The organism is Sorangium sp. So ce1335, from assembly GCF_051521615.1.
Classification (GTDB): Bacteria; Myxococcota_A; Polyangia; order Polyangiales; family Polyangiaceae; genus Sorangium.
This window is the reverse complement of record NZ_CP150363.1, coordinates 7,174,365-7,188,525: the sequence shown is the minus strand read 5'-3', so window position 1 is coordinate 7,188,525 and position 14,161 is coordinate 7,174,365. Positions and strand designations below refer to the sequence as shown.

The 14,161-nt window shown below is 72.4% G+C and carries 10 protein-coding genes; 6 read left to right on the top strand and 4 right to left on the bottom strand.

The window, feature by feature from the left end; genetic code table 11:
* Positions 1-2: 2 nt before the first annotated feature.
* Positions 3-1,166 (bottom strand): M20 metallopeptidase family protein, encoded by a 1,164-nt coding sequence (locus tag WMF24_RS26540; protein ID WP_437730183.1) that lies wholly within the window; start codon positions 1,164-1,166, stop codon positions 3-5.
* 351 nt (positions 1,167-1,517) lie between these two features.
* On the opposite strand from WMF24_RS26540, the gene WMF24_RS26535 reads away from it, so the two are divergent.
* The 3 genes from WMF24_RS26535 to argC all read left to right on the top strand — a co-directional run bounded on the left by WMF24_RS26535 (position 1,518) and on the right by argC (position 5,805).
* A complete protein-coding gene (locus WMF24_RS26535; protein ID WP_437730182.1) occupies positions 1,518-2,747 on the top strand; it encodes a lipase family protein in 1,230 nt (409 codons plus the stop codon).
* 383 nt (positions 2,748-3,130) lie between these two features.
* The gene (locus WMF24_RS26530; protein WP_437730181.1) at positions 3,131-4,675 is read left to right on the top strand and encodes an IMP dehydrogenase; all 1,545 of its coding nucleotides are present in this window, start codon (positions 3,131-3,133) and stop codon (positions 4,673-4,675) included.
* Between the two features lie 176 nt (positions 4,676-4,851).
* Complete coding sequence (argC, locus tag WMF24_RS26525; protein WP_437738857.1) at positions 4,852-5,805, top strand: N-acetyl-gamma-glutamyl-phosphate reductase; 954 nt, start codon at positions 4,852-4,854, stop codon at positions 5,803-5,805.
* A 28-nt stretch (positions 5,806-5,833) separates the two neighbouring features.
* Here argC and WMF24_RS26520 read toward each other — a convergent pair whose 3' ends face one another.
* Both WMF24_RS26520 and WMF24_RS26515 read right to left on the bottom strand, forming a co-directional pair.
* The gene (locus WMF24_RS26520; RefSeq protein ID WP_437730180.1) at positions 5,834-7,906 is read right to left on the bottom strand and encodes a sulfatase-like hydrolase/transferase; all 2,073 of its coding nucleotides are present in this window, start codon (positions 7,904-7,906) and stop codon (positions 5,834-5,836) included.
* A gap of 344 nt (positions 7,907-8,250) precedes the next feature.
* Complete coding sequence (locus WMF24_RS26515) at positions 8,251-9,411, bottom strand: CehA/McbA family metallohydrolase (RefSeq protein WP_437730179.1); 1,161 nt, start codon at positions 9,409-9,411, stop codon at positions 8,251-8,253.
* Positions 9,412-9,867: 456 nt separating this feature from the next.
* Here WMF24_RS26515 and WMF24_RS26510 point away from each other — a divergent pair, with 456 nt between their 5' ends.
* From WMF24_RS26510 to WMF24_RS26500, 3 genes are read left to right on the top strand one after another with little or no spacing between them, the layout of a single operon-like run.
* Positions 9,868-11,271 (top strand): selenium-binding protein SBP56-related protein, encoded by a 1,404-nt coding sequence (locus WMF24_RS26510; protein ID WP_437730178.1) that lies wholly within the window; start codon positions 9,868-9,870, stop codon positions 11,269-11,271.
* A 6-nt stretch (positions 11,272-11,277) separates the two neighbouring features.
* On the top strand, positions 11,278-11,916 hold the full coding sequence (locus tag WMF24_RS26505) for a hypothetical protein (protein WP_437730177.1): 639 nt from the start codon (positions 11,278-11,280) through the stop codon (positions 11,914-11,916).
* Between the two features lie 20 nt (positions 11,917-11,936).
* Positions 11,937-13,001 (top strand): ketopantoate reductase family protein, encoded by a 1,065-nt coding sequence (locus WMF24_RS26500; RefSeq protein ID WP_437730176.1) that lies wholly within the window; start codon positions 11,937-11,939, stop codon positions 12,999-13,001.
* Positions 13,002-13,005: 4 nt separating this feature from the next.
* On the opposite strand, the gene WMF24_RS26495 is transcribed toward WMF24_RS26500, so the two are convergent.
* A complete protein-coding gene (locus WMF24_RS26495; protein ID WP_437730175.1) occupies positions 13,006-13,890 on the bottom strand; it encodes a LysR family transcriptional regulator in 885 nt (294 codons plus the stop codon).
* Positions 13,891-14,161 lie beyond the last annotated feature (271 nt).

The window sequence follows — 14,161 nt, the reverse complement described above, 5'->3', positions numbered from 1 at the left end:
CGTTACTCGGGCCGAAGCGCGGAGAGCGTGGCGCGGGCGAAGATCTCGGCGATGAGCCCGATCGCGCGCTCGTCGAGGTCGAAGGCGTGGTGGTGGTGCGGCGCCGCGGTCGGCCCGCCCGCGCCCACGGTGAAGAGGCAGCCCGGGACGCGGTCCGTGAACTCCGAGAAATCCTCGCTGACGGTCAGCGGGCCCGGATCGATGACCTGGGCGCGCCCGGTGGCGCGCGCGGCGGCCGCGATCCGATCCACGGGCGCGGCGGCGTTCGTCGTCACGGGCGAGGTCGACACCACCTTGAACTCGCACGCGGCGCGCAGGGCAGAGCACACGCCCGAGGCGATCGCCTGGACGCGCTCGAGCGCGTGCTCGCGGCTCTCCCGGGAGAACCAGCGCACCGTGCCCTGGAGCGTCACGCGCTCGACGACCACGTTGGCCGCGTTGCCGCCGGAGATGGCCGAGATGCTCACGACGACCGGCTCGCCCGGCTTCACCTCGCGCGCGACGATCGACTGGAGCGCGGTCACGACCTGCGCCGCGGCGTAGATCGGGTCGACCGACATGTGCGGCAGCCCGCCGTGGCCCGCCTTGCCGATGACGGCGATCTCGAAGGCGTGGTACCCCGCGAAGAACGGCCCGGTCCGCGTCGCCACGACGCCGAAGGGGAGGGGAGAGATCACGTGCGCGCCGAACACCTCGTCGACGCCGTCGAGCGCCCCCGCCTCGATCATCCCCAGCGCGCCGCCGGAGAGCTCCTCCGCGGGCTGGAAGACGAAGCGGACCTTGCCGGCGAGGCGGCCTTTGCGCTCCGAGAGCAGCGTGGCCGCGCCGAGCAGCGCGCTCACGTGGGCGTCGTGGCCGCACGCGTGCATGACGCCCCTCGTCTCGGACGGGAAATCGTGGCCCGACTGCTCCTCGACGGGGAGCGCGTCCATGTCGGCGCGCAGCAGCACGGTGCGGCCCGGGCGCTCGCCCTCGAGATCGGCGATGACGCCCGTCCCGGCGACGCCCGCGCGCACCGAGAGGCCGAGCGCGCGGAGGCGCTCCGCGACGAGGTGCGAGGTGCGCACCTCGGCGTAGCCGAGCTCGGGGTGGCGGTGCAGATCGCGCCGGACGGCGACGAGGTCGCGGTCGAGGAGCGAGACGTCTCTGCTGAGATCATCGGCCATGCGGCGATGGTAGAACACCCATCACGTCGAGCGAGCGAGAAATGAACCGCCAAGGCGCCAAGGACGCCAAGAAGAAGACAATGTCTGGCATTCTTGGCGGTTCGAAAGTCTGCTCGTTTCAGGCGGATTCAACCCGTTTGTCGCTCCAGCACCAGGCGCCGCGCCCCAATGCGCGGAGGTCGGAACCGCTGTGGACTCGACATATGCCGGGCGAAACACCGACGTTCGCGCCGTCGCATCGATTGACCGGCGGTGGTCGTGAACTAGGATGTTCGATCCGGTTCAAGCGAGCCGATGGGGGGAAACATGAGAGTCGATGCTGCGCGTCTTCCGGTCGTGGACCTATCTTCTATGACAGCCCAGACGACCCTGGGGACGTCCGACAAACAGGTCATGGAGCGCCTTCTCCAGGCCAGGCAAGGGCTGTATGAGCGCGGGATCGCCGGCATCATGGCGACGGTGGCGGCCTGGTCGTACTCCGACGTGACCACGTTCGCCGAGGTGATGAGCCGTCGCGGGTTCGGCGGCGGAAATGCGGTGTCCATCAACCTCCAGAACGATGCGCTGCTGGTGGGTACGACGGCCTTCCTCCTCCAGAGCGCGGACAAGCGCGTGGTGGTGCTCTCGTTCCGCGGGACAGAGCCGCGCAGCCTGATCAACTGGCTCGCCAACATCAACGCCAAGGTGGAGCCGTTCCACGCCCTGGGGTACGTGCACGGCGGCTTCTACCGTCCTCTCCTGGCGCTATGGCACACGCTCCTACCGTTGCTCAATGCCGCCATGTCAGGAGAAGCTCTCTGCGACCTGGGCGAGCAGACGATGCAGAAGTATGACTGCCATCCGTCCCGCCCAGGCTCCCCGATACACATCAGGATCCCTGGTCCAGGCGGCGGCGAGCCTCCCGCCGCGCCCTCCGAGCCCGCCGCGCCCTCCGAGCCCGCCGCGCCCATAGAGCCTGCCCCGGACGCCATCGGGGACCTCGAGCCTGGCGGTGAGGGCGAGCTCAGAAGGCCGGCGTTGCGCTCCCCGAAGGGCGGAACCGGCGGCCCCGGAGGCGCCCCGGCGGTCGGAGACGCAAACGAGCCGGTGCTCTACATCACGGGCCACAGCCTCGGCGGCGCGCTGGCCACGCTCGCCGCGGCGCGGATCTATGCGGAGAGCTCCCTCCACGAGAAGTACTGGAAGAGGCTGCGCGGCATCTACACGTTCGGCCAGCCGATGGTCGGCACGCAGGAGTTCGCGAAGCGCTTCGAGGGGGTGCTCGGACAGATGCTCTACCGGCACATCTACAAGAACGACGTCGTGCCGCGGATGCCTCCGCGCACTGCAGGAGACTTCAGGCACATCGGGGAGGAGTACCGCTCGACGGATGAGGGGTGGGCGTATCAGAGCAAGATCGTGAGCCAGGCGCGAAGCTTCGTCGGAAGCACGCTCACGGGCGTCCTGGCCTTCGTCCTGGACCAGCTCGCCGGCGTCCCCGTCCTCGGGAGAATCACCTTCCCTTACTCCTGGGAAGCACACGCGCCCATCCACTACCTGCGCGTCTCGCAGACGGCCCACCCCGCCGTGGCGCTGCTCTGATCCAAGGGGCCGCCGCCCGGCACCCCCGCGACGAGGCCCCGTCCTCGTGGGCGAGCCATCCCCAGCGGCCGGGTAACGCGCCGCGTCCCGCCGTCGATCGCACGCGCCGGTGACGATCCCCTGAGTCGACCCGCCCTGCCGGAAGGTGCTCGTGCTGCGCGACCGACGTCGAGGGGACGACGGGCGAGGCGGTCTGCCAGGCGCTCGGCCTCGGCGAGGCGGCCAGGAAGCGCCGGCTCCACCGGGCGGCCCGGGCGCGCGGGGGCGCGGGGGCGCGGAGGCGCGCGCCCCGAGGGGCCGTGTCGGTCGTGCCGGCCCGGCTGCGCCGCACCTCGGTCGCCCGGTTGCGTTGACAGCCCGGGGACCCCGCACTAGTAGCCGACATGGCATTCATCTACGAGGAGCCGAGCAGGACGTTTGGCGAGTACCTGCTCGTCCCGAACCTGACGACAAAGGACTGCGTTCCCGCGAACGTCGACCTCACGGCCCCCGTGGTCCGGTTCAAGGCGGATCCGGGGGTGAGCCCGCCGGACCCGAAGCAGGCGCCGCTCACGATCAGCGTCCCCATCACGAGCGCGATGATGCAGTCGGTCTCGGGCGCCGACCTCGCGATCGCGCTCGCTCGCTGCGGCGGCCTGTCATTCGTGTACGGCTCTCAGGGCATCGAAGAAGAAGCCGCCATGGTGCGGCGCGTGAAGAACTACAAGGCCGGGTTCGTCGTCAGCGACTCGAACCTGCGCCCCGACGCGACGCTCGCCGACGTGCTCGAGCTGACCGATCGAACGGGCCACTCGACGATCGCGATCACCGAGGACGGCACGCCCACGGGCCGGTTCGTCGGCATCATCACGAGCCGCGACTACCGGATCGGCAAGACGCCGCTCAGCACGCCGGTGCGCGAGATCATGACGCCGTTCAAGTCGATCCACTGCGGCAGGGTCGGCCTGGATCTCCAGGAGGCCAACGAGCTCATCTGGCGGTACAAGCTGAACACCCTGCCCGTGATCGACGAGCGGCAGCACCTGCAATACCTGGTGTTCCGCAAGGACTACGAGTCGCACCAGGCGCACCCGCTCGAGAACGTCGACCGCGAGAAGCGGCTGATCGTCGGGGCGGGCATCAACTCGCGCGATCACAAGGAGCGCGTGCCGGCGTTGATGGAGGCGGGCGCCGACGTGCTCTGCATCGACTCGTCGGACGGCTACTCGGAGTGGCAGCGCGACACGATCGCGTTCGTGAAGTCGAACTACAAGCAGGGCTACATCGGCGCCGGCAACGTGGTCGACCGCGAGGGGTTCCTCTACCTCGTCGAGGCGGGCGCCGACTTCGTGAAGGTCGGCATCGGCGGCGGCTCGATCTGCATCACGCGCGAGCAGAAGGGCATCGGCCGCGGGCAGGCGTCGGCGGTGATCGAGGTGGCCAAGGCGCGTGACGAGTACTTCCAGAAGACCGGCATCTACGTGCCGATCTGCTCCGACGGCGGGATCAGCCAGGACTACCACATCACGATCGCGCTCGCGATGGGCGCCGACTTCGTGATGATGGGCCGCTACTTCGCGCGCTTCGACGAGTCGCCGGGGCGCAAGGTCCGCGTGAACAACCAGTTCATGAAGGAGTACTGGGGCGAGGGGAGCAACCGCGCGCGCAACTGGCAGCGCTACGACCACGGCGACACGAGCAAGAAGAAGGACCAGCTCGAGTTCGAGGAGGGGGTCGACAGCTACGTGCCGTACGCCGGCAAGCTGAAGGACAACCTCGACGTCACGCTCGCCAAGGTGCGCTCGACGATGTGCAACTGCGGCGCCCTCTCGCTGCGCCAGCTCTACCAGCGCGCGCGCCTGACGGTCGCCTCCGCGGTCAGCATCCACGAGGGCGGCGTCCACGACGTCATGCTGAAGGACACGCGCAGCAACCCGCGCGAGGCGTGAGCCGCGGGGCCGCGCGAGGCGCGCGCCGCGGGGCCGCGCCGAGCGCCGGCCCCGGGCCGCGCGAGGCGTGAGCGGCGGGGCCGCGCGAGGCGTCGGCCCCGGGCCGCGCGAGGCGTGAGCGGCGGGGCCGCGCGAGGCGCTGGTCCCGGCGGCCTGCTCGGCGTATGGACAGGACCATCATGCATCGGGTGTTCATCGACGGGCAGGAAGGAACGACAGGGCTCCAGATCCGCGAGCGGCTCCAGGGCCGCCGCGACCTCCAGGTGCTCGAGATCGACCCGGAGCGCCGCAAGGACCCGGGGGCCCGTCGCGCGCTGATCAACGAGGCGGATGTCCTCATCACGTGCCTGCCCGACGACGCCGCCCGGGAGTCGATCGGGATGATCGAGAACCCGAGGACCCGCGTCGTCGATCCGAGCACGGCGCACCGCACGGCCGAAGGATGGGTGTACGGCTTCCCGGAGCTCCGGCCCGGGCAGCGCGAGGCGATCCGGGGCGCGCGGCGCGTCGCCGTGCCCGGGTGCCACGCGACAGGGTTCCTCGCGCTCGTCGTGCCGCTCGTGGCGCAGGGCCTCCTGCCCAGGGACGCCCGCGTCGTCGCCCGCTCGCTCACCGGCTACAGCGGCGCCGGCCGCAAGACGATCCAGGCCTACGAGCAGGCCGACGAGGCCAGCCGCCGCAAGATGAGCGGCCCGCGCCCGTACGCGCTCACCCTCCAGCACAAGCACCTGCCGGAGATGCGCGCGCTCGCCGGGCTCGACCGGGCGCCGTTCTTCGAGCCGGTCATCGGCGACTTCTACAAGGGCATGCTCGTCTCGGTGCCCCTGTTCGCCGACGCCCTGAGCCGCCCGGCGACGCCCGCGGCGGTGCACGAGCTCTACGCGAGCTACTACGCCGGCGAGCCGTTTGTCCGGGTGATGCCGCTCGGCGGCGAGGGGGCGCTCGACGGCGGCTACCTGAGCCCGCTCGAGTGCAACGACACGAACCGCCTCGACGTGTTCGTGTTCGGCAACCCGGACCAGATCCTGCTCGTGGCGCGCCTCGACAACCTCGGCAAGGGCGCCTCCGGCGCGGCGGTGCAGAACATGAACCTGATGCTCGGCGCGACCGAGAACACCGGCCTGGACTGACCGGCGCGCGCGCGACGCGCGGCGGCGCTCACTTCCTCGAACGCTCCAGCTCGGCCTCCGCGGAAAGGAACACGGGGGATCGCAGGAGCGCGCCCATCAGCCGCAGCGTCTCGCGGGCATTGGACGCGGAGACGTCCACCTCGTCCGGATCCGGCGCGGCCAGGTCGTACAGCTCGGGGGCGCCCCACTCGAGCGGCAAGACGAGCTTGTAGCGCCCGTCGAGGATGCCCACGCGCGCGATCTGCTGCTCCGAGACCGCCGCCGCGAGCAAGGGCAGCCGGCGCGGGGGAGGCTCGGGATCGAGGAAGCCGAGGAGATCCTCGCCGTGGTAGCCGTTCATCGGCGGATCGGGGGTGAGCAGGCGGGCCATCGTCGGCGCCACGTCGATGAGCGAGACGAGATCGTCGACGGCCATGGGCGGGACGCCCGGGACGCGCAGGACCAGCGGCACCCGCAAGAGCGACTCCCACAGGAAGGTCGAGTGCGGCCAGAACCCGCGGTAGCCGAGCGCCTCGCCGTGATCCGACACGAAGAGCACGATGGTGCGGTCGGCCAGATCGAGCTCCTCCAGGCCGCGGAGCAGCCGGCCGAGGTGCTCGTCCAGGCTCCGCGCCACGACCCGGTAGCGCCAGTTCCAGCGGCCCTCGGCGGGCACGTTGTAGCGCTCGGCGGCGCCGTCGACGTACGTGCCGTCGAGCTCGTGCCAGTTGTGGACGTCGAAGTTGAAGAGCCACGCGAAGAACCGCTGCGAGCCGCGCTGGGCGAGCCAGGACAGGACGTGGTCCACCATCGGCCCCGCCGTCGGCCGGTCGGCGCCGTAGCCCCAGACCCCCCCGCGCGCGTGGTCGGGCAGGCGGTACGTCTCGTCGAACGTGAACCCCGGCAGGAGCAGGGAGATGAAGTCCGCCGCCGAGGCGGGGATGAACAGGCTCGTGGGGATCTCCTGGCGCTTCGCCAGGTCGAGCAGGCTGCCCGGGCTCCGCGCGAGGCCGTCGTAGCTGCCGCCGAGCAGCCCGGGCAGCGCGCGCAGCGTGTCGGAGCCCGTCGAGTACGCGCGGTCGAACCGGATCGCCTGGCGCGACAGCGCGGCGGCGTTCGGCATCACCTCCTCGTCGTAGGCGACGTCGCTGCGGAGGCTGTCCACGTAGTAGACGAGGACGTTGAAGTCGGCCGCGAGCGCGCGCCCCCCGGAGCCGCCCGCGCGAGGCCCACCACGCCAGGCCGCGTCCCAGCGGGGGTCGCGCGTCGACGTGTCGACGTCGTACCGCTCGCGCAGCTCGTCCAGGCGGCTGGCGCGCATCTCGGCGCGGTCCTCGCCGCGCACGATGGCCTGCGCCAGCTCGATGCGGCGCAGCATCCGCCCGACGTAGACGGGGTCCCGGCCCGTGTGCGCCAGCGCCTCGTGATGCCAGGCTCGAAGCCAGGGCGACGACGCGAGGGCCAGCGTCCACACCGCGGCCGCGACGGCGGCCGCCCGGGTGACGGCCCGCGCCCGCGGGCGCCGGGCGAGGAGCGTCAGCCCGGTGAAGCAGGCGCAGCCGAGCAGCGCCGCCCCGCAGAGCTCCAGGGCCGTGTGCAGGCGCCTGTAGATGGCAACGAGCACGGTGAGGTCCACGATCACGAGCGCCGCCCCGAGGATCGCGAGCGCCGCCGCCGTCACCGCCGCCACCGCGGAGCCGCCCGCGCGCCCGGCGCCCGCCGCGCGCAGGGCGCGGCCGTGGAAGAGCGCGACCGTGGACGCGGCCAGGCCGACGCCGGCCAGCGCGAGGTAGGGGCCGAGGGTGCCCAGCGCGCCTGCGTTCGCGACGCGCCCGGAGAACGCCCAGAAGGCGGTGCTGGAGAGCGCCGCGACCGCGAGCGCCCCGTAGGCCGCCGCCCGCGCGATCTCGGCGGCCCGCGGCGCCCGCCGCTCCAGCGGCGCCGCGAGCAGGCGCACGAGGGTGACGAGCGCCCAGGCGGCCAGCCCGACGCACGCGCCGACGGCGACGTACAGGCCCACGGCGGCCCTCAGGTGCCCGGCCAGCCCGACGCCGGCGACGTCGTGGCGCACGGCGGTGTCGGCCGCCACGGCGCCGAGCCCGACCGCGACGCCCGACGACACGCACCGCGCGAGCGCGTCGCTCGATGGCCTGCACCTCGCGGCGAGACGGGCGAGCCGCGGTGCCCGATGCAGAGCGGCGTGTAGCGATGTCCGAGGCACGCCGCCGCGAGGGTAGGAAACGGCGCCGGGTTCATCAAGCGGCGTCGCCTGCTGAGCCCGCGCGCGCTCTCCACGCTTTCCACGGCGCTGCCCATCGCCCGCCGGCCGTGCGCGCCGCGCCGCGCCGCGCTGTCCGGCGTGCGCCCTGGCCACCGCGCGCCGAGGTCAGCGCGCGACCGCCGAGGTCAGCGCGCGACCGCCGAGGTCAACGCGCGACCGCCGAGGTCAGCGCGCGACCGCCGAGGTCAGCGCGCGACCCGGTAAGCCTGCGTCCAGGCGCGGGACCCGTCCGGCGCCGTCACGCGCGCGCGCACGTACTGCTCGGGGCCGCGGAGCCGGTAGCTCGCGCGGTAGGCCGCGCCGGACATCTCGGCCTCGGCCGTCGCCGGCACGGCGTCGAGCAGCGCGCCCCACCGATCGATGAACTCGACGGTGACGTCGGGAGGATCGACCCAGAGCGTGATCGTGTCCGACGTGACGGCGAGGCGCGTGAGCCTGGGCCCCGACGAGGCGTAGAGCCGGCCCGCGCCCAGGGCAGCGCAGATCGCCTCCTGCGACGCCTCCTCGGCGAACACCTCGACCCACCCGGTGCCAGGTGGCACCTGCGGCACGTGCTTGTTCGCGCCCGTGAGCGAGTGCATGTCGTCGACAGCGACCGCGGCGATCGGGTGGCCCGACGACAGCGCCTGCTCCCACTTCGCTTCCGCGGAGGAGTGGGCGTCGTCGCCGTCGCTCCGCACGTGCGGGTGACCGCTGAAGATCTCGACGAGCTGCGCGCCCTCGGCGTACGCGACGTCCTCGGCCTCGAGGGCCCAGTGGAAGTTCGGGTGGTTCACGAGCGCAACGCCCCCCTGCGCCAGGATCTCCGACGTCGCCCAGGCGAGCGCGGCCCGCGCGGTGCGGAACGTCCCGCCGCCGATCCGCCGCTTCGTGCAGAGCGCATTGACGTGCACCGGCTGCCCCGCGGCGACCATCGTCACCTCCTCGCCGGGGAGGACCACGAGATCCCGCACCTGCGAGGCAGGGGGGCGCGTCACGTCGAGGTAGTTGTTGTGATCCGTCAGCGCGAGGAACTTGTAGCCGTGGTCTCGATACCAGGCGAACACGAGCTGCGCCGGGCTGTCACCGTCGGAACGCGCGGAGTGCGCGTGGAGGTTGCCGCGATGGAACACGCTGACGTCCAGCTGCTCGACGAACCTCGGCGCCCGCGACGGCAAGGGATCCCGCGAGATGTCGAGCGCCCCCGCCGGAGCGGCGTCCCGGATCGTCCCCGCGCGCCAGAGGAGCACCGCCGCGAGCGCGGCCGCGACCGTCGCCGCCGCGGCCCACCGCGCGCATCGCCTCGCCGTCGTGGGCTTCACCCCCAGGTCGGCCATCCTCGGCGTCGGGTCGGAGCCGCGCGACATTGGGCCTCAGCGTAGCACCGGTCGTGCAGCGCGGCACACGCCGGGACAGCAAGAGGGCTGCGCTTCAGGCTCGATGGGCGAATGAATGGTCGGGCGAGACCATGACGGTGCGGCACCGCGGCACCGCGGCACCGCGGCACCGCGGCACCGCGATAACCTGCTTCGTTCACGGGGTACGGCGCGGAGCGCGAACGACGGCGCGGCTGCCGCGATGGTAGCCTCCGCCCGCGGCGTCTGTTATAGCGGATGTTCGTCCACGGTCCGACCGGTCCGGCTCGACGCGCGGAGCCGCCTGGTCATGAAGCGCATCGGCCTGGCGGCCCGCCGTCCTTCCACGATCTCGCCACGATCTCGCCACGCTCTCTCGCCGCGACCATCGCGCGGCCGGCCTCGCCCGGGCCGGCGGCGGGGCCTGGATGGACGCGGGGCCGCCCACAGCTCAAGGAGAAGCAGCACATGCGGTTTCGTCCGGATCCCACCTTCTACCCGTCGCCGCGCCTGGCGATGGAGGCGCCGCCAGAGCGGCTGGCCTACGTGACCGCGCTCGACGCCGGCGCCGCGCTGAGGCGCCCGGGCGACGTGCGCCACGACGCGCTCACGGTCGTCGATCTCGATCCGAGGTCGCCGGCCTATGGCACCCTCGTCTCGGTCAACGAGCTGCCGACCTACGGCGACGAGCTCCACCACTCCGGCTGGAACGCGTGCAGCGCCGCGCTGTGCCCCTACGCGCCCCACCCGCACGTGGAGCGCCGCTTTCTCCTGCTCCCGGCGCTCCGCTCGTCGAACATCTTCGTCTTCGACGTCAAGGCGGACCCGCGCCGCCCCGAGCTCGTCCACACGGTCCGCGCCGAGGAGATCGCGAAGCGGGCCGGCTACTCGCGCCCGCACACGCTGCACTGCGGCCCTGACGGCATCTACGTGAGCGCGCTCGGCAGCCCCGACGGCGACGGGCCGGGGGGCATCTTCGTGCTCGACTGCGAGAGCTTCGACGTGCTCGGCCGCTGGGAGATCGACCGCGGGCCGCAGTTCCTCCACTACGACTTCTGGTGGCACCTCGGCCACGACACCCTCCTCACGAGCGAGTGGGGGACGCCGAAGATGATCGAGGACGGCGTGAACCCGGAGCTCCTGCTCGGCAAGAAGTACGGCCACCGAGTGCACGTCTGGGACCTGCGGAAGCGCAAGCACCTCCAGGCGCTGGATCTCGGCGACGAGCACCAGATGGCGCTGGAGCTCCGCCCCGCCCACGACCCGACGAAGGCCCATGGCTTCGTCGGCGTCGTCGTGAGCGTCAAGGACCTCTCCGCCTCGGTCTGGCTATGGCACCGCGACGGCGACAGGTGGGCGATCCGCAAGGTGATCGAGGTGCCGGCCGAGCCCGCGGAGCCCGACCTCCTGCCGCCGCTGCTCCAGGGCTTCAAGGCGGTCCCGCCGCTCATCACCGACATCAACCTCTCTCTCGACGACCGGTTCCTCTACGTGTCTTGCTGGGGCACAGGCGAGCTTCGCCAGTACGATGTGTCGGACCCGTTCCACCCGAAGCTGACCGGCTCGGTGCACCTCGGCGGCATCGTCCGCAGGGCGGCGCACCGCCGCTCCGGGCCGCTGCGCGGCGGGCCGCAGATGGTGGAGGTGAGCCGCGACGGGCGGCGCGTCTACTTCACGAACTCGCTCTATGCCTCCTGGGACGAGCAGTTCTATCCGGAGGGCGTCGGCGGCTGGATGGCCAAGGTCGATGTGGCGGCCGGCGGGGGCATCGCGCTCGACCCCGAGTTCTTCGTCGATTTCGGCGCGCTGCGCCCTCACCAGGTGCGGCTCGAGGGGGGCGACGCGTCGTCCGACTCGTTCTGCTATCCGTGACCGGCCATGACGCCCTGGCTCACGCTGGCGCTGCTCGGCGCCTATCACGGCATCAACCCCGGCATGGGGTGGCTGTTCGCCGTCGCGCTCGGCCTGCAGGAGAAGCGCAGCAGCGCTGTGCGGCGGGCGCTCGTCCCGATCGCGATCGGCCACGCGGCGTCGATCGGCCTCACGGTCGCGCTGCTCGGGCTCGGGCTCGCGAGCGTCCCTGTCTCGGCGCTCCGCTGGGTCACGGCGGCGGCGCTCGTCGCGTTCGGCGTGCTGAAGCTCGTGAGGCCGCGCCACCCGCGGTGGGTCGGGATGCGCGTGGGCTTCCGCGACCTGACCTGGTGGTCCTTCCTGATGGCCACCGCGCACGGCGCGGGGCTCATGCTGCTGCCGGTCTTCCTGCTCGGCGCGGACAACCCGGCGCCGTGCCACGGCGGCGGCTGCCACAGCGCAGCGGGCCTGTCGCTGACGAGCCCCCTCGGCTACCTCGCCGCCGTCCTCGTGCACACGGCCGCCATGATGGCGGCGGCCGCCGCGGTGGCGCTCGTCGTCTATCACAAGCTCGGCGTCGCGATCCTCCGCACGGCCTGGTTCAACCTCGACCGGGCCTGGGCCGCCGCGCTCATCGGCGCCGGCGTGCTCGCGGTCGCGCTCTGAGGGGCGCATCGCCACAATCCATGGCCGGACGTGTCGCCGGTGTCGGCGCCGTCCGCGCACCGCAGCGCCGTCACGTCGACCTGCTCGCTGCAGCCCACCGCGCCGCCGGCCAGGCCATCGAGCGCATCGCATCTGGCCAGCACCGCATCCCGTACGAGCTCGCTCGTTTTGCATTCTCGCAAACTGGATTGGCGCCGGTGCGCGTTGCGTGGCAGCTCAGCCGACCTCAACGTCAGCGCATGCGAATCGCCATCGTCGGTCCCGGGGCCATCGGAAGCACCTTTGCCTATGCGCTCGCCCGCGCGGGCCACGACGTCACCGTCATCGCGCGAGGCCAGCGCCTGGCCTGGCTGGAGCGCGAGGGCGCGATCGTGCTTGGCTCGGGTGAGCGCGCCGAGGTGAAGGTGCAGGGCGCCCTCGACGCGTCGACGGCGTGGGACCTGGTGCTGGTGACGGTGCTCGCGCCGCAGGTGGCCGCGGTGATGCCCGCGCTCCGCGCCAGCGCGGCCCGCAAGGTGATGTTCATGTTCAACACCTTCGAGCCGATCGCTCCGCTGCGCGAGGCCGTGGGCGCCGAGCGCTTCGCCTTCGGCTTTCCCGGCGGGGTGTTTGCGCTGCTCGTCGATGGTCGGGTGTACCCGCAGATCCGCCGCGGCACCACCTGCTCCGACGCGGCGTGCGCCGAGGTGTTCGGCGGTGCGGGCATACCCACGGTCGTCGAGGCCGACATGCAGAGCTGGCTGCGCACGCACGCCGCCATGGTGGTGCCGCTGATGGCCATCGGAACGATCGTGTTCGCGCGCCGCAATGGGGTCTCGTGGCGCGAAGCGGCGGCGCACGCCGTGGCCTTCGAGGCTGGCATGGACATCGTGCGCGCGGTGGGGGCCCGCGTTCGCCCGCCGGTCATCGGCGCCATGGCCCGGCTGCCGCGCTTCGTCCTCACGGCGCTTCTCTGGGCGCTGAGCCGGACCAGGATGCTTCGCGATCTCGGCGCGCTCGGCACGGCGGAGCCGCGAATGCTTGTCGACATGATGCGCGTGGCCGCCCCGGCGCTCGCCGCGCCGCTCGAGGCGATCCGGCCGTGACGCTTCAGCCGAGGTGACGGCGAAGCTCGGCCTCGAGCTCGCGCGCCACGACGCGCACCCGCGGCGTCTTCCTGGCGTCGCGGTGAAATGCCAGATAGACGTCGGCCGAAGGGGGCCGCTCGTCGGTCTCGATGCGCACGAGCTCGTCGAGCCCGAGCGCGTGCGCCTCGCCGAGCAGCCCGATGCCGAGGCCGGCGAGCACCGCCTCCTCGATGGCCGTGAACGAGCTGGATCGAAAGACAAAGCGCGTCGCGCCGTACGCCCGCAGCCACTGCTCGTGCGGCAGGCGCTCCAGGCCACGGTCGAAGCCCACCCAGTCGTGACGGCCCGCGGCGTCGCGGCCGAGCCGCGCCGTGGGCAGGCGCCGCTCGACGTAGCTGCGCGAGGCGAACAGGGCGAGGTGGGCGCGCCCCATCGGCTTCTCGACGAGCGTGGCCGACCCGCTGCGGGCGACGCGGATGCCCACGTCGGCCTCCCGGCGCGCGAGGTCGACCATGCGCGACTCCGATGTGAGCTCGAGCAGCAGGGCCGGGTGCTTCACACGGAGGCGGGCAAGGACTCGCGTGGTCAGCCGCACGAAGCCCTCGCTCACCGCCACCCGCACGGTGCCGGCCACCGTCGCGTCAGGGGCGTCGCGCCGCAGCGCCTCCAGGCCCAGCTCGATGTTCTCCCCGAGCCCCACCAGCGCGAGCGCCTCGGCGTCGACCTGTACGCCCGTGTTGCCGCGGTGCACGAGCGTCCGCCCCAGGGCCCGCTCGAGCGCCTCGATGCGCCGGGCGATCGTCGACGTGGCCACCCCGAGCGCCTTGCCCGCAGCGAGGAAGCTCTTCTCACGGTGAACGGTGAGCAGAATGCGCAGGTCGTCCCACGAGGGTCCGTCCGTCGGCATGGCGTGAGGCCCAGGAGGCCCAGGCGCCATCCGGAAGTCAAGATCTCCTGGCCACGACCGCCTGTCTGGCGCTGAAGCGCTGACGGCGCGCCCGGCAAGGCGCGCGAGGCGCAGCAATTTCACCGCGTCGCAGGCCTTGCGCAGGCGGCCCGGCGTCGCGGCCTTTCCGGGGCGCGGGAGCGCGCTGGTCGGCCGTTTGCATGGGTCCTCGGGCAGGCGCAAGGGAGCGGAGCGCGCAACGGCGGCAGGCATGCTCATGCGTGCCGAGGGC

Excerpts from the sequence above, each read along its gene's own strand:
- WMF24_RS26510 (WP_437730178.1), top strand. The coding sequence starts at position 9,868 with ATGCGGTTTCGTCCGGATCCCACCTTCTACCCGTCGCCGCGCCTGGCG.
- WMF24_RS26505 (WP_437730177.1), top strand. The coding sequence starts at position 11,278 with ATGACGCCCTGGCTCACGCTGGCGCTGCTCGGCGCCTATCACGGCATC.
- WMF24_RS26530 (WP_437730181.1), top strand. The coding sequence starts at position 3,131 with ATGGCATTCATCTACGAGGAGCCGAGCAGGACGTTTGGCGAGTACCTG.
- WMF24_RS26540 (WP_437730183.1), bottom strand. The coding sequence starts at position 1,166 with ATGGCCGATGATCTCAGCAGAGACGTCTCGCTCCTCGACCGCGACCTC.
- WMF24_RS26495 (WP_437730175.1), bottom strand. The coding sequence starts at position 13,890 with ATGCCGACGGACGGACCCTCGTGGGACGACCTGCGCATTCTGCTCACC.
- WMF24_RS26535 (WP_437730182.1), top strand. The coding sequence starts at position 1,518 with ATGACAGCCCAGACGACCCTGGGGACGTCCGACAAACAGGTCATGGAG.
- WMF24_RS26500 (WP_437730176.1), top strand. The coding sequence starts at position 11,937 with ATGGCCGGACGTGTCGCCGGTGTCGGCGCCGTCCGCGCACCGCAGCGC.
- WMF24_RS26515 (WP_437730179.1), bottom strand. The coding sequence starts at position 9,411 with ATGTCGCGCGGCTCCGACCCGACGCCGAGGATGGCCGACCTGGGGGTG.